This is a genomic window from Janibacter limosus NBRC 16128, from assembly GCF_001570985.1.
In the GTDB taxonomy this organism is placed as follows: domain Bacteria; phylum Actinomycetota; class Actinomycetes; order Actinomycetales; family Dermatophilaceae; genus Janibacter; species Janibacter limosus.
Window position 1 is genome coordinate 57,662 of record NZ_BCSS01000003.1, and the last position, 21,008, is coordinate 78,669.

Genomic DNA, 21,008 nt, shown 5'->3' on the forward strand with positions numbered 1-21,008 from the left:
GTGCCCACATGCAGCTGCGGATGAGCGTCATCGATACTCACGGTGCAGGCGCCGAGACCATCGACGTGCGCGCCGAGGGGCACCACGAGCTCGGTGATCTGCTGGCCTCGATCGGGCGTCCCGGCGCGCCCGTGCACGTCGGCGGCGAGCGCCTCGCCGACAGCGCGCCGGTCGGCCTTCCGCCCCTGCTCGACGGAGCCATCCTCGTCCTGGGCGATGCCGGCGCGCGTGCACACGAGCCGAGGCGCGCGCCCCTGCGCCTGGTGACGACGTGCGGACCCGATGCCGGGCGGACCCATGACCTCTCTCCGGGCCGGCACACGGTCGGGCGCGGCGACGCTGCCACCTTCCGGCTGGCTGATGACGCCCTCTCCCGCGAGCACCTGGAGCTGACCGTCGACCGCGACGGGGTGCACCTGCGCGACCTCGACACGACAAACGGCACCCTCATCGACGGCGAGCACCTCCCACCCACCGGCGTCCGGGTGCGTGCCGGCAGCCATCTGCGAGCCGGGCACAGCAGCCTCGCCCTCGAGACCCGTCGACCACGACCGGCGCGCCGCGTCCCCACCGGCCAGGGGACGCTCGGGGTCAATCCCACCCCGCACCTGCCTCGCTCCGGCACTCCCGTGACCATCCGCGTGCCCGAGGAGCCACGAGCCCCTGCCCGGCGGCGCATCCCCTGGGTCATGGTGCTCCTCCCGCTGCCCTTTGCCGGGGTGCTCGCCTACTTCTTCGGACCGCGGATGCTGCTCTTTGGTCTGCTCTCCCCGCTCCTCGTCCTCGGCTCCACCCTGTCGGATCGCACGAGCTCGCGGCGTGAGCACCGCGAGGCCCACGCCGCGTGGGTCCGCGAGCGCTCCCGCGCGGGTGCGCGGCTGTCCGCGGCGATGGCCTCGGAGCGGCGTGAGCGGCTGCGCGCCGCCCCTGACCCGGCCGCGCTCCTCGACGCCGCCCGTGGCGAGTCGGCCCGTCTGTGGGAGAGGCGCGCCCAGCATGACGAGCACCTCTGCCTGCGGCTGGGGCTCGGCGCGCTACCGGCCAAGCTCGAGGTCGAGCACAGCGCCGGGGTGCGCGACCATCCGGTGCTCGAGGACGTGCCCCTCACCGTCGACCTCGCGGAGGTCGGGGTCCTCGGGGTGGCCGGACCGAGTGCAGTGCGCCATCGGCTTGCCCGGCACCTGCTCGGTCAGCTGCTCGTCCTGCACTCGCACCACGACGTCCGGGTCAGCGTGGTGGCAGACGACGAGGGGTGGTGGTCCCCCTTCGCCGGGCTGGTCCACCTGCGCGGCCACGACGACCTGCCGGACTCGGCCCGCGTCGCCATCACCCCCGAGACCGGAGCTGCACTGCTCGCCGGACTCGCCCGCCTCACCGCCGAACGCACCGCCACGTCCCCCGACCGCCGTCGGGAGGGTGAGCCACCACCGGTGGCACACATCGTCTTCGTCGACGGCGCGGGTGCCTGGCGGGCCGACCCCGGCCTGCGCACGACCATGAGCGAAGGGGGCCCCCAGCGCGTCCTCGTCATCGCCCTCGCCGACAGCCGGTCCGAGCTGCCCCACGAGGCGCGGGCCGTGGCGGTCCTCGACGGCGATGACCTGCGGCTGCTGCTCGCCGGCGAGCAGGCCGCACGCGGAGTCGTCGACGGCACGGGCGAGAGCTGGGGACGACGGATCGCCACCGCGCTCGCACCGCTGCGGGATGCCACACCTGACACCCAGGGCGGCACCCTGCCCTCGTCCGCCCGGCTCGTGGACCTGCTCGATCTCTCCCCCGATGACGAGTCGGTGATCCACGGGCGGTGGCGAGCCGCCAGTTCGCAGCGTCCCCCTGACCTCGGTGTCATCGTCGGCGCAGCCGGCGAGGGTGACGTGCGCATCGACCTGCGCCGGGACGGCCCGCACGCCCTGGTGGCGGGGACGACGGGATCCGGCAAGTCGGAGTTCCTGCAGAGCTGGGTGGCCTCGCTCGCCGCGCACCTGTCACCCCAAGAGATCACCTTCGTGCTCGTCGACTACAAGGGCGGCGCCGCCTTCGCCGAGTGCGCCCGGTTGCCGCACACCGTCGGCATGCTCACTGACCTCGACCCGGCCGCGGCCGAGCGGGCGCTGACAAGCCTCGACGCCGAGCTGACCCGGCGCGAGCACGTGCTCGCCGCCTCGGGAGCCAAGGACATCGACGACCACCGTGGCGAGCCGCTGCCCCGGCTGATGATCGTCATCGACGAGTTCCGCATGCTCGCCGAGGAGCAGCCGGACGCCCTCGCCCACCTCATGCGCATCGCTGCCGTCGGTCGCTCACTCGGCGTCCACCTCGTGCTCGCCACACAGCGACCGGGCGGCATCGTCTCCGCGGACATCAAGGCCAATGTCAACCTGCGCATCGCTCTGCGGGTGCGCGACCGGGTCGACAGTGACGATGTCATCGGCTGCCCGGACGCCGTGGACATCCCAGAGGCCTCGCCCGGCCGAGCCCTGGCGAGCACCGGCGGGAGCCCGGCACGGCCCTTCCAGACCGGTCGGGTTGCCGGGCACGCCGAGGGGGCCGGCGGCGCACTGCTCGTGCGCCGACCTGGAGACCCCTGGCCTCCTCCCCCAGCGGTCGAGGACGCCGGTCCGACCGACCTGCAGTGCCTCACGAGCACGATGGTCCGGCTCGCCGGATCGTTGGACCTGCCGACGCCCCACCGGCCGTGGTTGCCGCCCCTGCCCGACACGCTCGACCCTGCCGACCTGCCGGACGCAGCAGCGGGCGGCGCGTCCTTCGGCCTCGTGGACCTGCCGGCCGAGCAGCGTCAGTCGCCGCTGGTCTGGTCGACCGTCGAGGGACACTGGATGGTCGTCGGCGGCCCCGGCTCCGGGCGCACGAGCACCATCGCCTCGCTCGTCACCGCTGCGGCGCGCCCGTGGTCGCCCGACCGCCTGCAGGTGCAGATCATCGGCGACGGGTCGGCCCGCCTGTCGACCCTGACGGCACTGCCCCATGTCGGCAGCATCGTCGACGGGGAGGAGACCACGGTGGTCGGCCGGTTCCTCAACCGGCTCGAGGACGACATCGCCGAGCGGCGCTCCCTCCTGCGCGGCAGCGGCCACTCGACCCTCGATGCCTGGTGGACGGCACATGAGGAGGACCCGAGCGGTCCGATGCCACCACCCCACCTCCTGCTGGCCATCGACGGGTGGGGTCGTGTCACCCGCCCCCGCGGGTCAATGGACCTGGGCGAGAGCGCCGAGGCCCTCGAGACCCTCATGCGTGACGGCATTGCGGTCGGCTTGCGGGTCCTGGTCACCGGAGGGCGCGAGCTGCTCTCCGGTCGGGTGTCGTCACTCGTCACGACGCGGCTCGTGCTGCACCTGAGCGACCGCGGCGACGCGGCCCTCGCGGGGCTCACTCGCACCGAGATCTCGGACCGACTCGTCCCCGGGCGGGCGCGGCTGCAACCTGGTGGTCACCTCGTCCAGGTGGCACAGCCGGGAGCAACCTCCTCCACGACGCAGGAGCACCCACCCACGCGCGTCCCGCCCTGGGCCGTCGAGCCCCTGCCCACGTCCATCGCCCTCACCCTGCTGCCACCCGCTGACCGTGAGCGCATCCCGGTCGGGGTCGGCGGTGTCGGGAGCGAGCCCCTGGTCTGGCGCACCGATGGTGCCCGACGTCTCCTCGTCTGCGGTCCGCCCCGCAGCGGACGGACCACCACGCTGGCGCTGCTCGCCCGGCAGGTGGCGACAGCGGGACAGCCCCTCGTCGTCGTGGGCTCCGGTGAGATCGCCGCCGGACTCGGCTGCCCGACCCTGGGTCCTGACGACCGGGACGAGCTCCTCGCCCTGCGGCAGCGGCATCCGGACCTGGCCGTCGTGGCTGACGAGCTCGACCGTCTCGACGCAGCCCCGGTTGCCGACGTGATCAAGGAGATCCTGCGTCGGCTCGACGCTGACCGAGGCCTGGTCATCGGCTCGACGTCGACCCAGACAGCCGCCAGCCAGGTGCGAGGGCTCGTCTCAGACCTGGCGCGCGCCCGCGCCGGCATCCTGCTGCAGCCCTCGTCGCGCTCCGACGGTGACGCACTCGGACTGCGGGTGCCCCCGCTCACGCGCACCCCCGGCCGCGGATACCTCATCGTCGACGGCCGGGCCGAGGAGGTGCAGGTCGCCCTCCCCGACGTCGAGGCACTGCCACCCACCTGAGCGGACCCCCCGGCGCGACCTGCGGCTCAGTCCAGACGCGGCGTGCGCGGCGGCTCGGTGCGACGGTGACCGGCGGCCTCGAAGGCCGCGGCGATCGCCAGCAGTCGGTTGTCGTCCCACCCTCGCCCGGCGAAGGTCAGACCGATCGGCATGCCGATGTCGGGCATCGTGCCCATCGGGACAGTGACGGTGGGGATGCCCAGGTGACGTGGCACCAGGTTGCCGTTGGCCACCCACACGCCGTTGCGCCACGCGATGTCAGCCGACTCCTCGTTGACATCGGCGTCGGCGGGACCCACGTCCGCGACGGCCGGGAAGATCACGGCGTCGAGCCCGAGATCGTCCATCCACTCCTCGAGGTCGACCCGACGGGTCTCCTCGAGGCCGCGCAAGCCCCCTTCGAGCAGGGGCAGGGTGGTGACGTCCTCGACGACTCCCACCTCCTGGGCTCGGGTGACGTAGTCCGCGAGGTCGAAGTCGAGGTCGCCGTAGCGATACGGCAACGAGCCCGCGGGGTGAGGGAAGATCTGCGGCCCGTCGACGTCCACGAGCCGGTGGAGGTCCGGGTCGCCGTTCGCCTGCAAAAAGGTCTCCCAGCCCCACATCGCCTGGTCCCAGATCTCCTCGTCGAGATACCCGTCGGGCAGCAGGCCCCGGGTGCGCACCGTCGGTGCTCCGGCCCGGTCGCCGTCGTAATTGGAGACGACAGGGAAGTCGGTCTCGACGACCTCGGCGCCCGCAGCCTCCAGGTCTGCGCGCGCCGCTTCGAAGAGCTCCAACGAGCTCGGGCGAGGCTCGATCCGATCGCCGATCGGCCCGCCGAACCCGATCCCGGTCCCGGCCTCCTCGTCGGTCCCCAGATACATCCGCGGCACCCCCAGACGCAGCCCGCGAAGGGGGGACGTGTCCCCCGTCCGCAGTGCTGGGTACGACGGCGGGCGCAGCGCCGAGGCGTCCGGCACCGCGATCCACGGCTGGGTGCGCCACAGGTCGCCGGTGGTGTCCGGGTCGTCAGCCACGATGATGTCGAGGACTTCGAGCAGGTCGGCCATCGTCCGCGTGTGGGGGACCACGACGTCCATCGAGGGGACGAGGGGCCAGTTGCCTCGCACCGAGATCACACCACGGGAAGGGGTGTAGGCGCACAGCGCGTTGTTGCTGGCCGGCGCACGCCCCGACGACCAGGTCTCCTCACCCAGCCCGAAGGCGGCGAAGCTGGCCGCCGTCGCCGACCCTGACCCGTTGGACGACCCCGAGCCGAAGGCAGCAGTGAGGTAGCTGCCGTTGTAGGGACTCTCCGCGCGACCGTAGACGCCGCGCTGCATGCCGCCGTTGGCCATCGGTGGCATGTTGGTCAAGCCGATGAGCACCGCACCCCCGCCCCGCAGCCGCTCGATGGTGAAGGCGTCACGCTGCGCCACCAGGTCGGCGAAGGCGGGCGACCCGCTCGCGCACGTCAGTCCCCGGGCGAGGTACGAGTCCTTGGCCGTGTAGGGGATCCCGTCGAGCGGACCCAACGACTCCCCCTGCGTCCGCCGGGCATCGCTGGCCCGAGCGTCCTCGAGCGCGTCCGGGTTGGGGACGACGACGGCATTGAGCCGGATGCCGTCGTCGTCATAGGCCGCGATGCGGGCGAGGTAGGCGGTGACGAGCTGCTCGCTGGTCGTCTCGCCGGATGCGAGGGCTGCACGCAGGGACGCGATGTCCGCCTCGACGACGTCGAAGGTGCCCATGTCAGAGGGTCCGATCCGGGAGGTCCGCGGAGGGGGCGAGGAGCGAGGCCAGGATCCCGGCCACGGCGACCACGGCGAGCGTCAGCCCGACCCAGATGCCGTTGGTCGTCGTGAGCGTCCACGCCGCCGGGAGGAGCAGGACATTCCACACCAGCGTCGGCGTGCGCGGCCACCTCGCCCCCTTGTGCCAGGCGGCCGCGAGCACGGCCAGGAGGATGGCAAAGATCAGGCACACCACGAGGGACATCGAGGCGGTGTTGGCATCCGCGGCGCGCCCGTCGGCCAGCTCCAACCCGTAGAGGGCCGCGGTCACGACGAGCAGCAGGGCCTCGATCAGGCAGACGCCAGCGGCAGCGAGTGCGGGGGGCGTGGGAGGGGGAAGGGGGTTGCTCGGGGTCACGACCAGCAGCGTAGGTGACCGAACACACGCGTAGAAGGAACAAGCCGTTCTCCCACACCGTTGGCATACCGAGCGGTATCTTGGACAATGGTGTGTGTATTGAGTCGTGGCTCGTCCACGGCTTGGTGCACTCCCGGTCGTCCACGGCACCGTGTGCCGAGCAACAACGACCTCCCCGACAACAAGGAGCACCACCCTCATGGATTGGCGCGACCGCGCAGCCTGTCTGGACGAAGATCCGGAACTGTTCTTTCCCATCGGCAACACCGGCCCCGCGATCGCGCAGATCGAGGAGGCCAAGAAGGTGTGCCGCCGGTGCGAGGTCGTTGACACCTGCCTCAAGTGGGCCATCGAGTCCGGCCAGGACGCCGGAGTCTGGGGTGGCCTGTCCGAGGACGAGCGCCGCGCCCTCAAGCGCCGCAAGGCCCGCGCCCGCCGCGCCGGCTGACCTCACCTGCACCTGACCGCCGTCTCCGAGCACCCGCTCGGGGGCGGTTTCGTCGTGTCTGGAGCGATCAGGTCTCGACGCCGCGCAGACGCACGCTGAAGCGCACTCGCGTCCCGTGGGGGTCGACATCGTCCCACCGGATCTGCCCGCCCAGGTCGTGCACCATCGAGGTGACGATGCGGGTCCCGAGGCCAGCCCGACTGGGCCGAAAGCCCGTGGGGAGCCCGGCGCCGTCGTCGACGACCGTCACCCGCAGGATGTCGTCGCCCCCGTCCGCACTCGTGCGCTGGGCATCCACGCGCACGACCCCGCCCTCGGGTATGCCGTGCTCGACGGCGTTTTGTACCAGCTCCGAGAGGATGAGGCCGACCGCGGTCGCGTCCTCCGCCCGGACCATGCCGAAGGACCCGGTGACTCGTGAGTCGATCGCCCCGCTCGTGCGGGCGACCTCGACAATCGCCCGCAGTCCCCGGACGGCGACATCGTCGAAGTCGACGGTCTCCGCAAACCCGGTGCTCAACGCTTCGTAGATCATCGCGATGACTCCGACGCGGCGAACCGCCTCGTCGAGGGCTTCCTTGGCCGACTCGTCGGGGACCCTGCGCGACTGCATGCGCAGCAGAGCCGCGACCGTCTGCAAGTTGTTCTTCACCCGGTGGTGGATCTCCCGGATGGTCTGGTCCTTGGTCATCAGCTCGCTGCCGCGCCGGCGCAGCTCCGAGACATCCCTGACGACGACGATCGCGCCGTGCCGCACGCGCCCCCGCATGAGCGGGATCGCCCGGATGGCCAAGGCTGCTCCACCCACGGAGATGTCCGAGCGCCATGCCGCTCGCCCCATGGCCACGAGCGCCAGCCCCTCGTCGAGATGCCCTGCCTCGCGGGGCAGGCTGCTGAGGATCTGGACGAGGACCTCTCCCTCGACGCTCCCCTGGTGGCCGAGCTGCCGGACCGCGCTCAGGGCATTGGGCGAGGCGTACTCGACGGTGCCCGCCTCGTCCATGCGCATGACCCCGTCACCGACACGGGGGGCTCCGCGGTGCGCCCCGCTGGGGGACGCCGACGTCGGCCACGTGCCCTCGGCCACCATGGTGAAGAGCTCGTCCCCCATGCCCGCATAGTTTTCTTCCAGCCGGGTCTGTGGGCGGCCGCTGTCGAGCTGGTCATGGATGCTCAGGATCCCGAGGACGCGACCCGAGCGGCGGACGAGGCGGGCGCGCTCGTGGATGAGGTCCTGACCGCGCTCGCGCACATGCTCACTCTGGCCGTCGCGGGCGGCACGCATGATGAGGTCACCGAAGATGACGCTCGCCTCCTGGCCCACGACCTCCTCGACGAAGACCATCGGGCCCGTCATCGGTCGGGTGTGCGCAGCCGCGACCCAGCCCCCTGCGTGGGCGACCCAGAGGACGAGGTCGCTGAAGGACAGGTCCGCCAGCAGGTGCCAGTCCTCCACGAGCAGGTGCAAGCGCTCCGTGTCTGCCTCGTCGAGGCCCGGTGTGATCCGCAGGAAGTCCGCCAGTGTCCGCACGCCGCGATCCTAGTGACGTGCGGACACGGGCGGGGCCTCCCCCTCGATCAGCGAGTGACTGAGCGCAAGGTGCGCAGCGCCACCGAGAGCGCCGCCACGCCGGGCGAGGAGAGCTGCCGGATGCCCGCCAGCTGCGTCTGGACCCGCTCGACCGCCTCGTCGTGCTCCCGGGACCACTCGGCGAACCGAGCCGCAGCGTCCTGCCCGTCTCGTCCGAGCACCGAGCTCGTCAGAGAGTGCAGGGTGGCGTACAGGTCGTCCCGCAGCGCTCCACGTGCCATGGCATCCCACCGCTCCTCGCGCGGCAACCGCGTGACCAGGATGAGCAGCTCGTCGATGCCGAAGGTCTCGGAGAGCAGGTAGTAGCACTCCGCCACCTCCATGGGCGTGCGTCCACCTTCGTGAGCCATGTCGACGATGTCGAGCACGGAGTACAGGTCGAGCAGGATCGCCGTGCGGCGAGCCAGGTCGGTCGGCACGCCGGCATCGACGAGGTCCTGGGCCTTGCGCCCCAGCCGCTCTGCCTGCGAACCCCGCAACAGCTCAGGGAGCTGGGGAGCGATCTGCGAGACCGGCTGCGCAAACCGCTCGATCTCGTGCGCCACGTCCAAGCGACCCGGACGGTTGGCGAGGAACCACCGCACGGACCGGTCCATCAGCCTGCGCAGCTCGAGATAGAGCCTGGTCTGCACCTTGGTCGGGACGACATTGTCCAGGGCCTCGACCCGGGCGACGAAGTCGTCGAGACCGAAGACCTCGCGGCTGACGAGGAAGGCTCGGGCCACCTGGGGAGAGGTCGCGCTCGTCTCCTCGACCGCCCGCTGGACGAAGGTGATCCCCCCGCGGTTGACCAGGTCGTTGGCGACCGCTGTGGTGACGATCTCGCGACGAAGGGGGTGTGACCGCAGGGCCTCGCCATAGGTCGCGCGCAGCGGCGACGGGAAGTAGTCGGTGAGCTGACGCTCCGTGGCCGGGTCATCAGGCAGATCCGACTCGAGCAGGTCGGCCTTGAGGGACATCTTGGAGTAGGCCAGCAGGACCGCGAGCTCGGGCGAGGACAGTCCCTCGTGCGCAGCCATCCGCTCGGCGACCTGGGAGCTGCTCGGCAGGAACTCCAGGTCGCGCTCGAGATCGCCCCGCTCGACGAGCTCCTCCATGAGCCGCTCGTGCACCACGAGCATCGCCCCGTCCTGGGCTCGGGCATTGCCGAGGAGGACATTTTGCTCGTAGTTGTCGCGCAGCACCTGCTCCGCGACCTCGTCGGTCATCGAGGCGAGCAGCTCGACGCGGTCCTCCGGGTCGAGCGTGCCCTGCCGGATCGCCTCACCCAGCAAGATCTTGATGTTGACCTCGCGGTCCGAGGTGTCGACGCCCGCCGAGTTGTCGACCGCGTCCGTGTTGATGCGCACCCCGGCTCCGGCCGCCTCGATCCGGCCACGCTGGGTGGCACCGAGGTTGCCCCCTTCGCCCATGACGCGCGTGCGCAGCTGCGCCCCGTCGACCCGGATGGGGTCGTTGGCGCGATCGCCCACATCACCGTGCGACTCGGCGCCGGCCTTGACATAGGTGCCGATGCCGCCGTTCCACAGCAGGTCGACCGGCGCCTGCAGGATGAGGTGGATGAGCTCGTTGGGGGTCATCGACGTCGGGCCGTCGAGACCGAGGGCTGCAGCCGCCTGCTCGCTGACCGGCACCGACTTGGCGCTGCGGGACCACACGCCGCCTCCCTCGCTCACGAGCGAACGGTCGTAGTCGTCCCACGTGCTCCGCGGCAGGTTGAACAACCGGCTCCGCTCGGCGTGGGATGCGGCTGCGTCGGGCTGCGGGTCGATGAAGATGTGCAGGTGGTTGAAGGCCGCGACGAGCCGGATGTGCTCCGACAGGAGCATGCCGTTGCCGAAGACATCGCCGCTCATGTCACCGATGCCGACGACGGTGAAGTCCTCGCTCTGGGTGTCGTGGCCCAGCTCGCGGAAGTGCCGCTTGACCGACTCCCACGCACCGCGTGCCGTGATGCCCATGCCCTTGTGGTCGTACCCGACGGACCCGCCGGAGGCGAAGGCGTCATCGAGCCAGAAGCCGTACTCGCGGGCGATCGAGTTGGCCAGGTCCGAGAAGGTCGCGGTCCCCTTGTCGGCAGCGACGACCAGGTAGGAGTCGTCTCCGTCGTGCCGCACCACCTGCTGCGGCGGGACGATGTCCCCGTCGACACGGTTGTCGGTCACATCGAGCAGTCCGGAGATGAAGGCCCGGTACGCGGACCGACCGGCCTGCATCCACGCCTCACGGTCGAGCGCCGGGTCCGGGAGCTGCTTGCCGACGAAGCCACCCTTGCTGCCGGTGGGGACGATGACGGCGTTCTTGACCATCTGCGCCTTGACCAGGCCGAGGACCTCGGTGCGGAAGTCGTCACGCCGGTCGCTCCAGCGCAGTCCGCCACGCGCGACGGCACCGAAGCGCAGGTGGACACCCTCGACCTGGGGGCTGTGGACCCAGATCTCGAAGGCCGGGTGCGGCTTGGGCATGTCCGGGACCTTGGCCGGCTCCAGCTTGAACGACATCCGCGGCAACGGCTGCCCCTCGTCGTCGCGGACGAAATAGCTCGTGCGCAGGGTGGCGGCGATGACGCCGAGGAAGGCCCGGATGATCCGGTCGTGCTCGAGCGAGCTGACGTCCTCGAGCGCGGCATCGATGCGGTCGGCGATCTCCTGCTCTGCGGCCGCGCGCTCCTCACCGGCGACTCCCTCGTGCGTCTCGGGGTCGAACCGGGCCTCGAAGAGGGCCACGATGTCGGCCGCGATGAGGTGGTTGTCGACCAGTGCGGACTCGAGGCTCTTTTGTCCCCAGCTACCGCCGGCCTGCCGCAGGTACCGACCGATCGCGCGGAGCAGTCCGACCTGGCGCCAGGTCAGTCCCGCGCGGATGATCAGCGCGTTGAACCCGTCCGACTCGGTCCGTCCCGAGCGCACGGCCAGCACGGCTGACTCGACGAGCTCGCGCAGCTCCTCGTGGGTGTGCGCCTCCCACAGTGCTGGGTCGTCGATGCGCAGGCTCAGGTCGTAGATCCCTGCGGTCACGCCGTCGGCCCGCGTGAGGGTGTAGGGCTCCTCCTCGATCACCTTGACCCCCAGGTCGCGGAAGATCGGCATGAGGTCGTCGAGGATCACCTCTTCGATGCTGAAGAGCTTGAACCGCCGGATCCGCGGGTCCTCCCCGCCACCGTGTCCACGCCGGGGGTGGTACAGGGCGCCGGCGAAGGGGGTGGCTTCCCCGAGGGTGACGAGGTTCTTCAGGTCGGCGATGGCCTGGGCCGCGTCGAAGTCATCCTCGTAGTCGATGGGGAACCCGCCGGCCCACGGTCCGAGCAGGCTCGCGGCCACGTCACCTCCGACCAGGGTGTCGGCGGCGCGCACGAGTCGTTCCTCCCACGTGAGCACCGCGTCGGCGACGGCCTCGTCGAGCTCACGGTGGGCGTCCCCCTCGGGCAGCACGACCCCGCCAGAACCCCGCAGGATGTAGTACAGCCGCGCCATCGGCTCCTCGGACACGTGCGCGGTGTAGGAGACCTCATCGGCACCGGTCGCTTCGCACAGCCGCTCCTCGATCCGGTGGCGCACGACGGTCGTGTACCGATCCCGGGGGAGGTAGACGATCGCAGTGACGAACTGCTGCCCCGAGTCCAGACGCAGGAAGGTCGCGGTCCGCATGCCGTGGACCATCTGCTGGATCCGCGTGACGACCTCGCGCAGGTGGCTGACGGGGGCCTGGAAGAGCTCGTCCCGGGGGAAGGTCTCGAACAGGCGCATCGCGAAGGCGCCGGAGTGGCTGTCGCGGGCCCAACCGATGTCAGCGAGGGTCTGCTCGACCTTGTCCGCGATGAGCGGGATCGTCAGCACCGAGCTCGTGTAGGCGGTTGACGAGAAGAGGCCCGCCAGGCGCCGTTCGATGATGCGGCCCTGGTCGTCGGTGAAGCGCACGGCAACGAGGTCCGGGTGCGTGACGCGGTGGACCGGGAGGACGGCGCGCGACTTGCCGATGGACAGGCAGTCGATGTCGCGGGCGCCCCGGCCGAGCGGGGTGACCGACTCCGCGGTCGAGTCCGACCGCAGCATGCCCAGACCGCTGCCGGGGATCGGAGTGACGACTCCCCCGGCATCCCCGTCGAACTCGACGACATGGTCGCGCGACCCGATGAAGGTGAAGTGGTCGTCGACGAGCCACCGCAGGAACTCGGCTGTTGCCCCCTGGGACTGCTCCGACCCGATGCTGCGGGCCTCCTCCAGGAGGGCCGCTGCCTGGACGACCGCCGCCTTCATGGCGCCCCAGTCGTCGACTGCCGCCGCGACGGCGTCAACCACCTCGGACACCCGCTCGCGCAGCAACGAGAGGTCGACGCGATCCACGAACTCGATGCGGATCCACGACTCGTCGCGCAGATCGGGGTCGGAGTGCTCGGTCCTCGGGTCCTGGTCGAGGACCTCCATGAGGGTGCCGTCGGCAGCCCGACGGACGACGAAGAGAGGGTGGAGCAAGAGGGCCACACCCACGCCCTCGACGCCGAGCTCCCCCAGGACCGAGTCCACGAGGAAGGGGCGGTCGGAGGTGACGATGTACAGCGCCCCGTCGACGACCTCGACGATCGTCTCCTCGGGCGCACGCCTCGCGGCGACGTCGCGGTGCGAGGTCGCCAGAGCGATGAGTTGCTCGGGACTGCGCTCGCGCAGTGCCGTCTCATCAATGTGTCGGAGGTACCGCTCGACGAAGGTGGGCTCGACGCCGGCCGCGGTGGCGGCGCTCGCGAGCTCCCCGGTGAAACCGGGTGCGTGGTCGGTGGCGGTGTGGGCAGGCAGCTGAGCCATGTGTGGGGCGTCCTCGATCTGCGTTCGCAACGTGGTCACGGGACGTCGTTGTCCCGTCCGCTCGAGCGTATCGCTCATGACGTGCGTCACGTCATCGTCCCGCGGACCGACTCACACGGCTGTGGACGGCCCCGGCCCGCGTGGGAACGGCGTCGCTAGGCTGAGTCGCACCATGCCCCCTTCGCATCCCCGGCCCGAGGACCTCGCCGCCCTCTGGAGCGCCATGTCCAGCACGGCTGAGCATGCCGCCACGGCCGGGGAACAACTGCTCGACCACATGGTCACCGTCGGTGACCACACGACCCAGTCCGCGGTCGACGGGGCCGTCGACGCAGCGGTCGATGCGCTCCGCGAGATCTCCGCCAGCTGCCGCGAGGGCGCTCTGGGCATCGGGGCAGCACTTCCCCGATCTGCTGGCACCCGCCAGGTGGAGGACGCGACCCGCGCGCCCCGGGTCAGGCCCCTGCGATGAGCCACCGTCTGATCGGTGACCCGGCCTCGCTCAGCGCCCTCGCCGCAAGCCTGCGCCGCACGGCCCTGCAGCTGCGCAACGATGCGGAGCAGATGGCCCCCGCACTCGAGGACAGCGCCCCCGGCTGGACCGGTCCGGTCGCCATGACCACCCGCCGCCGGACGGCGGCCGTGATCGACTCGCTCGAGTCGGTCGCTGACGCCATGGACTCCTGCGCACGCTCCCTCCAACGCGCTGCCACCGACCTCGCGAGCTCCGCGGCTGACCTGCGCGCGATCGAGGAGCAGGCCGCCACAGCCGGCTTCGAGGTGCGAGAGGGACGACTGATGCGCGCCTGGGGGATCACAGGAGTTGCTGACGGCAGCGCCGAGCACGACGGCGACCGGCTGCGTGAGGGGCTGCAGGACCGCCTCCACCAGCTCCTCACCACCATGGGACGACAGCGCTCCCGACTCGCGGCCGACTGCCGCGACGCCACCCTCCTGCTCACCGAGGCGAGCTCGGCCCTGCGTGCATGAGGAACCGTCGGCTGCGCGCTAGCGTGTGTCCATGAAGATCACGCGCAGCGCCACCCTGCCCGCCGGCGTCGAGGAAGCCTTTGCCGTCATCGCGACGCAGCGGTACCAGCAGGCCAAGGTCGAGGCACAGGCGCCGCGCGCCACCGCAACCGTCACCGACCAGGCCGGAGGCAGCGTCCTGGTGCGCTCCGTGCGCCACCTGCCCACCACCGGCATGCCCGGACCGGTCGTCTCGATGGTCGGTGACACGCTGACGATCACGGAGCAGCAAACCTGGCGACCGGCACAGGGTGACGGAGCCCGTCACGCCGACCTCGAGCTCACGGTGGCGGGCGTCCCACTCGGACTCGTCGGGACGATCACGCTCTCCCCCACCGGTGCCGCGTCGTCACTGTCGATCGACGCCGACCTGACCTGCTCGATCCCCCTCTTCGGCAAAAAGATCGAGGAGGCGGCCAAGCCGGCGATCGAAGAATCGATCGACCACGAGGTCAGCCAGCTGACGGCCCACCTGGCCTGATCCGGTCTCGGACCGCCGGGTCACCCTTCGGCGCGGACCAGCTCCGACAACTCGGTCACGTCGTACCAGAGCAGGTCGTCATATCCTGCGCCCACAGCGCCCTCGGCCTCCTCGACGTGGAAGGACACCACGTCGCGCAGCTCGACGTCGAGCACGTCGTCGAGACGGGCGTCCTGTGACGTGCCCGGGGAGTCCCGCACGTCGGCCGAGGCGACCACCCGTCGCCCGGCGCCCAGCTCGCGAGCCGCGTCGAGGGCCTGACACATCGCCTCGAACTCAAGGTCTTCCTCGTCGGCCGCCGGGTCCCACGAGCGCAGTGCAGTCGTGACCGCATAGCCGGTGCGCTGGGGCAGACGCCCCCCGGCGATGACCCCCGTCAGCTCAGAGAGCACCAGTGGGAGGTAGGCGCGCACGGTCACGCCCCCCTCGAGCGCTGGGCCGACTTCAGCTCGGCCAGTGCGTCTTCGATGGCCTGCGCGAGCAGGCCGAGGTCGGTCATCGAGTCGCGATCTCCGTTGAGTCCGTAATAGACCCGACCGTTGTACGACGTCAGTCCGATGGCCAGGCCCTGACCACGGCCCAGGGGCATGACCGGGTAGGTCTCGACCAGCCGGCTGCCCTCGACGTGCAGCTCCTGCTGCGGACCGGGGACATTGGTGATGACGAGGTTGAAGAGGCGGCGGGACATGGCGCTCCCGAGCCGTGCCCCCAGCGTGTGCAGGGTCGGCGGCGCAAACCCTCCGATCGAGGACAACGAGGTCGCTCCGACCCCCTCGGCCGACGCCGACTCGATCTGCTGACGCATGGCAAAGGAGATCTGGTGCAGCCTCATCGAAGGGTTGTTCTCCCCGATGGGCAGGTCGATGAAGCAGGCGGCCATGGCCGCGTCAGTCAGCGGATCGCCGGTCCCGTCCACGATGCTGATGGGGACCATGACCCGCATCGTCGAGGTGCCGGTCACCGGCAGCCCACGGGTCTGCATCCAGACCCGCAGGGCGCCCGTCACCGTGGCGAGGATGACGTCGTTGACCGTGACGTCCTCCGCGTACTTGCCCCGGGCGAGGCGGCTGCGGATCTTGCGGTAGTCGTCCAGGTCGGTGTCGACCATGACGTACCGGCGCGCAGCACCGACGGGCGTGTTGAGGGGAGAGTCGGGCGCTGGCCGAGTGCCGACCTTGGCCAGGGTCGCGACGACGCGACCGACGGTCTCGGCCGCCCGACGGCCGGTGCTGGAGACGTCTCGTAGCCCGCCGCCCACCGACGCGACGACCCTGGCCGGGTTGAGCACCGAGCCGAGGAGAGCATCGGCCACCAGACGCAGGTCCGACGGCTCCGAGCGCGGTGCTGATCCCGAGTCGTCGACCGGCACGGCATCCGGGTCGACGAGCAGATGAGCGAGGTCGACGGCGTGGATGCCGTCCACCATGGACTGGTGGGCCTTGGTGACGACCGCGAAGCGGCCACCGGCAAGCCCCTCGACGAAGTACGCCTCCCACAGGGGGCGGTCCCGGTCGAGGTGGCGGGCCATGATCCGTGCGACGAACTCCTCGAGGTCGCCCCGAGACCCCGGGCTCGGCACCGCGGAGCGCCGGACGTGGTAGGTCAGGTCGAAGTGCTGGTCATCGACCCAGACCGGGTTGTCGAGACGGCCGGGAACCTGGCGGATGCGCTGGCGATAGCGACCGTGACCCGCGATGCGGTCACCGACGACGGCGACGAACCGGTCGTAGTCGAAGCCTTCGGCCGGAGGCTCGAAGACCATCACGGAGCCGACGTGCATCGGCAGGGTGGGCTCCTCGACATAGAGGAAGGCCGCGTCCAGGGCACCGAGTCTGTTCACCACGAGGACATGGTGACACGACGAAGGGGGTGAGGCACCCCCCTTCGTCCTGTGACCGCAGACGCGATCAGGCCCGTCGTCGCAGCAGGCCCCGCCCGGAGGCCCTGCCCGCAGGGACCGCTCCCCCGGTGAAGGTCGCCGCAAGCTGCGCGATCGCCTGCCGGAGCGGACTGTCCGGCGCGCACTCGGCGAGCGTCTGACCGGCGAGCAGGGCCGCATCCGCAGCGGCCGGGTCGTCCGGGAGGAAGGCGACGCCGTCGACTCCTGCGAAGCGCGCCAACGACGTCTCGACGCGGCGACGCGGGTCGGAGCCCACCGACGATGCCCGCAGCCGGTTGACCACCGGCCGCGGCGGGGGCGAGGCCACCTGCCCCACGCCCTGGACGGCCCGCACCATCCGTTGCAGTCCCACGGGGTCTGCCGCTCCGACGAGCAGCAGGTCATCCGCCTCGGCCAGCCCACCCAGGGTGGTCGCATTGCGTCGCGGAGCCGCGGTGTCGTAGCTCAGCTCCTCATCGTCCTCGATGCCGAAGCCGAGGTCGAGGACGACGAACGCCGCCAGCGATCGGGAGAGCTCGATGATGTGTTCGACGGCCGCGGACCGGACCTCCGGCCAGCGGCTCGGGGTTGGGATACCGGTGAGGACCCGAAAGCGTGGCGAGACCTCGACGGCGAGTCGCGCCAGACCCATCAGGTCGAGGGTCCCGAGCTCGGAGGCTCGGGCGGCCGACGCCAGCCCGGGAGCCTCGTCGAGGACGCTCAGCAGTTGTGCGACGGCCGCACCATAGGTGTCGAGATCGATGAGGACGGTGGGCGCACCGGCTGCCGCGAGCTCGCTCGCAAGGTTGACCGCGAGCGTGCTGCGGCCGGGCGCTCCCGTGGGCCCCCAGACGGCGATGACCTGACCGCGCGCTGGCTCGACGGGTGTCGGAGGAGGCGGCGTGAGGTCGGTGACGGGCTCGATCGGCGCGGTGGGCGGATCCTCCCCGGGCCAGCCCACCTGCGCATCCGTCGCGCAGGCGGTCCGTGCGGAACGAGCGGACGTGAGCGTCGCCAGGAGATCCTCACCCGGGGTGGCGACCTGCACGTGGCGATCGACGCCGAGTTGCCGCAGACGGCGTTCCTGCCCTTCGTCCGCGGCGTGGCTCGCCCCCACGACAGCGACCCCGTGGGCACGCAGATGGGCCAACGCGTCCCGGTCGAGCCCACGCAGGTCCGCGGAGACCAGGGCCACGTCGCCAAGACCTGCGGATGCCGCAGCAAGCAGGTCGGCGAGGTCGACGCACCGTCGACCCACGCTGACACCGGGCAGCCGGTCGACGACCTCGACCATCCGCCCCTCCCAGTCATGGGACAGAGCGGTGAGCACGGTGAGCGTCATCAGTCCTTCTTCTCCGGGCTGCCGGCCTCGATGACGAGCTTGATCGGGTGGTCCTTGTCGTCCAGGGACAGCAGATCGGCCACGAGGTCCTTGGGGACGACGAGGATGGCTGCGGACCCATTGCCCGTCCCCATGACGCCTCCCGAGGACTTCGGCAGCGCATGGACCGTGACCCGGCGAGCGAAGACCTCGTAGGTCGGACGTTCGCGCGAGCGCCGGCCATCCGAGGCCGACGGCATCGTGGGCGCCAGCACGGTGACCCGCGAGCCCTTGGTCAGGTTGGTCAGCGACACGGGGTCGACCCGCACCGGCACACGTTGCACCTCGAGGTCGAGCGGGCTGACGATCGCGGACCGAGGCAACAGCTCACCCGCGCGCAGCTCACGGTCGATGACCGCTCCATCGGGCAGCGCCTGCTCGGAGCTCAGGTATCGGCTCGCTCCGTCTCCCAGCTGGACGTCCACCCTCGTGAGGTCACTCTCGGCGATCGACTCGCCGGGTGTGAGCGTCGTGCTGGCCGCCCAGACACCCACACGGTCATCGGCTGCGCGGAAGGCCAGGGCCCCGATGATCACGGACAGGAGCACCAGCAGGATGCCGATGAGCAGGCGGGTGTCCTTCCACGACGGCGTGGTCAACCGTCGGGCGGTGGGCGTGGGCAGGGAGCTCACGAGACTCCTCACGAGTCGATGTCTGGGTCACCAGCATCATGCACCGATGGCGGCCTGCTCGCCCGGTGATCATCCACAGGGCCACGGTCGGTGCTCCGACCTCGTGCCGCTCGGTGGCAGACTTGCCCCCATGGCTCGCAGATTCGTTCCGCTCACCGAGGTCTCCGAGGTCCTCGGCGTGTCGGCCGCACAGACCTACGCCCTCGTGCGCAGCGGCGAGCTCCCCGCCATCAAGGTGGGTGGCCGCGGTCAGTGGCGGGTCGAGGTCGATCAGCTCGATGCCTACATCGAGCGCATGTACGCCCAGACGCGGGAGTTCGTCCAGCGCGGCGGCGCGGAGGACTGATCCGCCCACGCTGCTCAGGATGAGCTGATGAGTGCGACCGCGGCGAAGGGGATGACCCGCTCGCCTCGGATGTTCTCGGCCCGGCGCGGGCTGTCCAGAGGGTGCTCGGTGATGTCGAGAGCGTCCGCCCCGACGCCATCGATCGTGCCGTGCACCGCGCCACCGTCGACATCGATGACTGCGACGGCACGTCGGTCACGACTGATGCCGCGCACTGCCGACCCGATCCCGAACCGTCGGGCTCGGCTGTCATCGCGCGGACGACCGAGCCCGGAGATGGCGAGCACGGCAGCGGTGGAGACCAACAGCTGACGACCGCCGTCCTCGACGAGGAACAACCAGCCGTCACCGGAGTCGTCAAGGCGGCCACGGGCGACTGAACCGCCCTGCAGGCGCACCACGAGCGCCGACCCCACGGCCCCCGCTGCTCGCTCACCGAGCGTGATCTTGGATCGCTCGGTCCTGGTGCGCTCGGCCACCTCGGCGTCCAGCTCGAGCCGCGTCTGGGCAGCCACCTGTGCCTCGAGGTCGTCAAAGAGCCGGTCCCAGCGCATCCACCCAATCTAGGCCGGTCCGAGATCCTGCGCCGAGCGGCTCTTGTCACACATCACCTGGCATGGTTTGCTATGGATCACCATCAAACAACACCAAACGACATCAAAGAATGTCCTGGACGCCAAAGGAGCTGCGACATGCGACGCACACAGATGACGGTGCTCTCCGCAGCTGCCCTGCCCGGGGGCCTGGCTCTCACGGCCTCCTTGACGACCGGCGGCTGCCGGGTCCTTGCCGACGGCGTGGCACCCGGCGGCGATCCCGCCGCTGCGGTCGTCGGACTGGCCAGCCTCGTGGCAGCGCTCATCGTCGGATGGCTGACGCTCACTCTGCTCCTGGCTCTCATCGCCCTCCTGCCCGGCCAGATCGGACGGTGGGCGCTGCGGCTGCGCGACCGCGTCACCCCCACGATCGTGCGTCGATGGGCCGCGATCGTCTTGGGCGCCTCGATGACGGCCGCCGCCCTGCCGGGCACCTCGGTCGCGGCCTCCGTCCGGACCACTCACGTCGGCGCCGGCGCCGTCGGGCCCGGGTGGGACCCGACAGCCACGACCTCGACCAGCGAGACCACGCCGGGACTCACGACCGCACCCACGGATGTCCCCTCCCCGGGATGGGGTCCCACTGTCACGTCGCAGTCCAGCGGGTCCCCGAGGGCAGTACCCGGATGGACCCCCCGACGACCACCCGCCCGACATCGCACCGATCCGCGCCTGCTCACCGGCAACCACCGCCACGACCACGGCAATGAGATCGTCGTCCGTCGTGGCGACACCCTCTGGTCCATCGCTGCAGCGCACCTCGGACAGGACGCCACCGATGCCGAGATCGCCCGGGCCTGGCCCCGGTGGCACGCCGCCAACGCGGAGCGCATCGGCGCCGACCCGCACTTCCTGCTCCCAGGAACCCGCCTCACTCCACCAACCCACCACCACGACCCGTCGGCGACCCCGACCACCAAGGGGACACGATGACCGCCACACCACAGCTCCAGGTCCTGCCGGCACCTCGACACTGTCCCCCGGGAGTGCCCCTGCCCACCCACGCCCAGGGCCGCGAAGAGCGCGCCCGAGCTGTCACTCCCTACGTCCAGGACGCCCTCGCCGTTGACTTCACGGCCGAGGCCGACGAGCCGAGCTTCGCCCCCCGGACTCCCCGCGCCGCCGACCTACCAGATCCTCGCGACTGGGCCGCCCACATCGCTCAGGGCCTCGTCGAGGTCATGCACGGGGTCCGCCCCCCGAGCCAGGTCATGCGGTGGACCCACCCCGAGGTCTACGCCGTGGTCGCCCGTCGGGGTTCACGCGCAGCCCGCCGCCGGGTCGCCCCGGGATCGGCACACCGCACGCGCGTGATCCGAGTGCACCTGTGCGAGCCGGCGCCGCACGTCATCGAGGCTTCGGTCGTCCTGGTCGACGGCGGGCGGGTCCGTGCTCTCGCCCTGCGTCTGGTCGCCCGCGATCGACGGTGGATCGTCGAGGCACTCCAGGTCGGCTGAGCCGACATCGGCCCGGGATCCTCGTGAGAGGTCCCGGGCCGATGTGGTG

Annotated in this window: 17 protein-coding genes; 8 read left to right on the forward strand and 9 right to left on the reverse strand. The window is 71.0% G+C overall.

The features are described 5' to 3' along the window. Positions 1–8 precede the first annotated feature (8 nt). Positions 9–4,187, forward strand: a complete 4,179-nt coding sequence (locus JLI01S_RS01865) for an FtsK/SpoIIIE domain-containing protein (RefSeq protein ID WP_068259009.1) — start codon at positions 9–11, stop codon at positions 4,185–4,187. A gap of 26 nt (positions 4,188–4,213) precedes the next feature. Here the strand turns inward: JLI01S_RS01865 and JLI01S_RS01870 are convergent, their stop codons facing one another. After that, positions 4,214–5,920: an amidase gene (locus JLI01S_RS01870; RefSeq protein ID WP_068259011.1), complete on the reverse strand. Its 1,707-nt coding sequence runs from the start codon at positions 5,918–5,920 to the stop codon at positions 4,214–4,216. A gap of 1 nt (position 5,921) precedes the next feature. After that, the gene (locus JLI01S_RS01875; RefSeq protein ID WP_068259021.1) at positions 5,922–6,320 is read right to left on the reverse strand and encodes a hypothetical protein; all 399 of its coding nucleotides are present in this window, start codon (positions 6,318–6,320) and stop codon (positions 5,922–5,924) included. Between the two features lie 199 nt (positions 6,321–6,519). Here JLI01S_RS01875 and JLI01S_RS01880 point away from each other — a divergent pair, with 199 nt between their 5' ends. Beyond that, complete coding sequence (locus tag JLI01S_RS01880) at positions 6,520–6,768, forward strand: WhiB family transcriptional regulator (RefSeq protein ID WP_007925026.1); 249 nt, start codon at positions 6,520–6,522, stop codon at positions 6,766–6,768. A 67-nt stretch (positions 6,769–6,835) separates the two neighbouring features. On the opposite strand, the gene JLI01S_RS01885 is transcribed toward JLI01S_RS01880, so the two are convergent. Both JLI01S_RS01885 and JLI01S_RS01890 read right to left on the reverse strand, forming a co-directional pair. Further along, the gene (locus JLI01S_RS01885) at positions 6,836–8,299 is read right to left on the reverse strand and encodes a sensor histidine kinase (protein WP_068259023.1); all 1,464 of its coding nucleotides are present in this window, start codon (positions 8,297–8,299) and stop codon (positions 6,836–6,838) included. Between the two features lie 47 nt (positions 8,300–8,346). After that, positions 8,347–13,158 carry an NAD-glutamate dehydrogenase gene (locus JLI01S_RS01890; protein WP_068259025.1) on the reverse strand — a complete coding sequence of 1,604 codons (4,812 nt, stop codon included), beginning with the start codon at positions 13,156–13,158 and terminating at the stop codon, positions 8,347–8,349. Positions 13,159–13,330: 172 nt separating this feature from the next. Here JLI01S_RS01890 and JLI01S_RS01895 point away from each other — a divergent pair, with 172 nt between their 5' ends. From JLI01S_RS01895 to JLI01S_RS01905, 3 genes are read left to right on the forward strand one after another with little or no spacing between them, the layout of a single operon-like run. Further along, a complete protein-coding gene (locus tag JLI01S_RS01895; RefSeq protein WP_157074781.1) occupies positions 13,331–13,630 on the forward strand; it encodes a hypothetical protein in 300 nt (99 codons plus the stop codon). Beyond that, positions 13,627–14,148, forward strand: a complete 522-nt coding sequence (locus tag JLI01S_RS01900; protein ID WP_068259033.1) for a hypothetical protein — start codon at positions 13,627–13,629, stop codon at positions 14,146–14,148. Before JLI01S_RS01895 ends, JLI01S_RS01900 begins: the two co-directional genes overlap by 4 nt. A 31-nt stretch (positions 14,149–14,179) precedes the next feature. Further along, on the forward strand, positions 14,180–14,668 hold the full coding sequence (locus tag JLI01S_RS01905; protein ID WP_068259035.1) for a DUF2505 domain-containing protein: 489 nt from the start codon (positions 14,180–14,182) through the stop codon (positions 14,666–14,668). Positions 14,669–14,688: 20 nt separating this feature from the next. Here the strand turns inward: JLI01S_RS01905 and JLI01S_RS01910 are convergent, their stop codons facing one another. The 4 genes from JLI01S_RS01910 to JLI01S_RS01925 all read right to left on the reverse strand — a co-directional run bounded on the left by JLI01S_RS01910 (position 14,689) and on the right by JLI01S_RS01925 (position 18,560). Beyond that, positions 14,689–15,081 carry a DUF6912 family protein gene (locus JLI01S_RS01910; RefSeq protein WP_084349120.1) on the reverse strand — a complete coding sequence of 131 codons (393 nt, stop codon included), beginning with the start codon at positions 15,079–15,081 and terminating at the stop codon, positions 14,689–14,691. Between the two features lie 2 nt (positions 15,082–15,083). Further along, a complete protein-coding gene (locus tag JLI01S_RS01915) occupies positions 15,084–16,511 on the reverse strand; it encodes a WS/DGAT/MGAT family O-acyltransferase (protein ID WP_068259040.1) in 1,428 nt (475 codons plus the stop codon). A 64-nt stretch (positions 16,512–16,575) separates the two neighbouring features. Beyond that, entirely contained in the window at positions 16,576–17,889 is a 1,314-nt protein-coding gene (locus tag JLI01S_RS01920; RefSeq protein ID WP_068259043.1) for a CpaE/TadZ family protein, read from the reverse strand. Continuing rightward, the gene (locus tag JLI01S_RS01925) at positions 17,889–18,560 is read right to left on the reverse strand and encodes a hypothetical protein (RefSeq protein WP_068259045.1); all 672 of its coding nucleotides are present in this window, start codon (positions 18,558–18,560) and stop codon (positions 17,889–17,891) included. Before JLI01S_RS01925 ends, JLI01S_RS01920 begins: the two co-directional genes overlap by 1 nt. Positions 18,561–18,690: 130 nt before the next feature. Between JLI01S_RS01925 and JLI01S_RS01930 the strand changes: the two genes are divergently transcribed. After that, entirely contained in the window at positions 18,691–18,906 is a 216-nt protein-coding gene (locus JLI01S_RS01930; RefSeq protein ID WP_068259047.1) for a helix-turn-helix domain-containing protein, read from the forward strand. Positions 18,907–18,920: 14 nt separating this feature from the next. On the opposite strand, the gene JLI01S_RS01935 is transcribed toward JLI01S_RS01930, so the two are convergent. After that, on the reverse strand, positions 18,921–19,460 hold the full coding sequence (locus JLI01S_RS01935; protein WP_068259052.1) for a hypothetical protein: 540 nt from the start codon (positions 19,458–19,460) through the stop codon (positions 18,921–18,923). Positions 19,461–19,598: 138 nt separating this feature from the next. Here JLI01S_RS01935 and JLI01S_RS01940 point away from each other — a divergent pair, with 138 nt between their 5' ends. Together JLI01S_RS01940 and JLI01S_RS01945 are read left to right on the forward strand one after the other, a co-directional pair. Beyond that, positions 19,599–20,435 (forward strand): LysM peptidoglycan-binding domain-containing protein, encoded by an 837-nt coding sequence (locus JLI01S_RS01940; protein ID WP_068259054.1) that lies wholly within the window; start codon positions 19,599–19,601, stop codon positions 20,433–20,435. Then, positions 20,432–20,959: an Rv3235 family protein gene (locus tag JLI01S_RS01945; RefSeq protein WP_068259057.1), complete on the forward strand. Its 528-nt coding sequence runs from the start codon at positions 20,432–20,434 to the stop codon at positions 20,957–20,959. Before JLI01S_RS01940 ends, JLI01S_RS01945 begins: the two co-directional genes overlap by 4 nt. Positions 20,960–21,008: the final 49 nt, after the last annotated feature.

Coding starts and splice junctions, on each gene's coding strand:
- JLI01S_RS01940 (WP_068259054.1), top strand. CDS start 19,599: ATGCGACGCACACAGATGACGGTGCTCTCCGCAGCTGCCCTGCCCGGG.
- JLI01S_RS01865 (WP_068259009.1), top strand. CDS start 9: ATGCAGCTGCGGATGAGCGTCATCGATACTCACGGTGCAGGCGCCGAG.
- JLI01S_RS01890 (WP_068259025.1), bottom strand. CDS start 13,158: ATGGCTCAGCTGCCTGCCCACACCGCCACCGACCACGCACCCGGTTTC.
- JLI01S_RS01870 (WP_068259011.1), bottom strand. CDS start 5,920: ATGGGCACCTTCGACGTCGTCGAGGCGGACATCGCGTCCCTGCGTGCA.
- JLI01S_RS01920 (WP_068259043.1), bottom strand. CDS start 17,889: ATGACGCTCACCGTGCTCACCGCTCTGTCCCATGACTGGGAGGGGCGG.
- JLI01S_RS01945 (WP_068259057.1), top strand. CDS start 20,432: ATGACCGCCACACCACAGCTCCAGGTCCTGCCGGCACCTCGACACTGT.
- JLI01S_RS01880 (WP_007925026.1), top strand. CDS start 6,520: ATGGATTGGCGCGACCGCGCAGCCTGTCTGGACGAAGATCCGGAACTG.
- JLI01S_RS01905 (WP_068259035.1), top strand. CDS start 14,180: ATGAAGATCACGCGCAGCGCCACCCTGCCCGCCGGCGTCGAGGAAGCC.
- JLI01S_RS01930 (WP_068259047.1), top strand. CDS start 18,691: ATGGCTCGCAGATTCGTTCCGCTCACCGAGGTCTCCGAGGTCCTCGGC.
- JLI01S_RS01935 (WP_068259052.1), bottom strand. CDS start 19,460: ATGCGCTGGGACCGGCTCTTTGACGACCTCGAGGCACAGGTGGCTGCC.
- JLI01S_RS01900 (WP_068259033.1), top strand. CDS start 13,627: ATGAGCCACCGTCTGATCGGTGACCCGGCCTCGCTCAGCGCCCTCGCC.
- JLI01S_RS01895 (WP_157074781.1), top strand. CDS start 13,331: ATGCCCCCTTCGCATCCCCGGCCCGAGGACCTCGCCGCCCTCTGGAGC.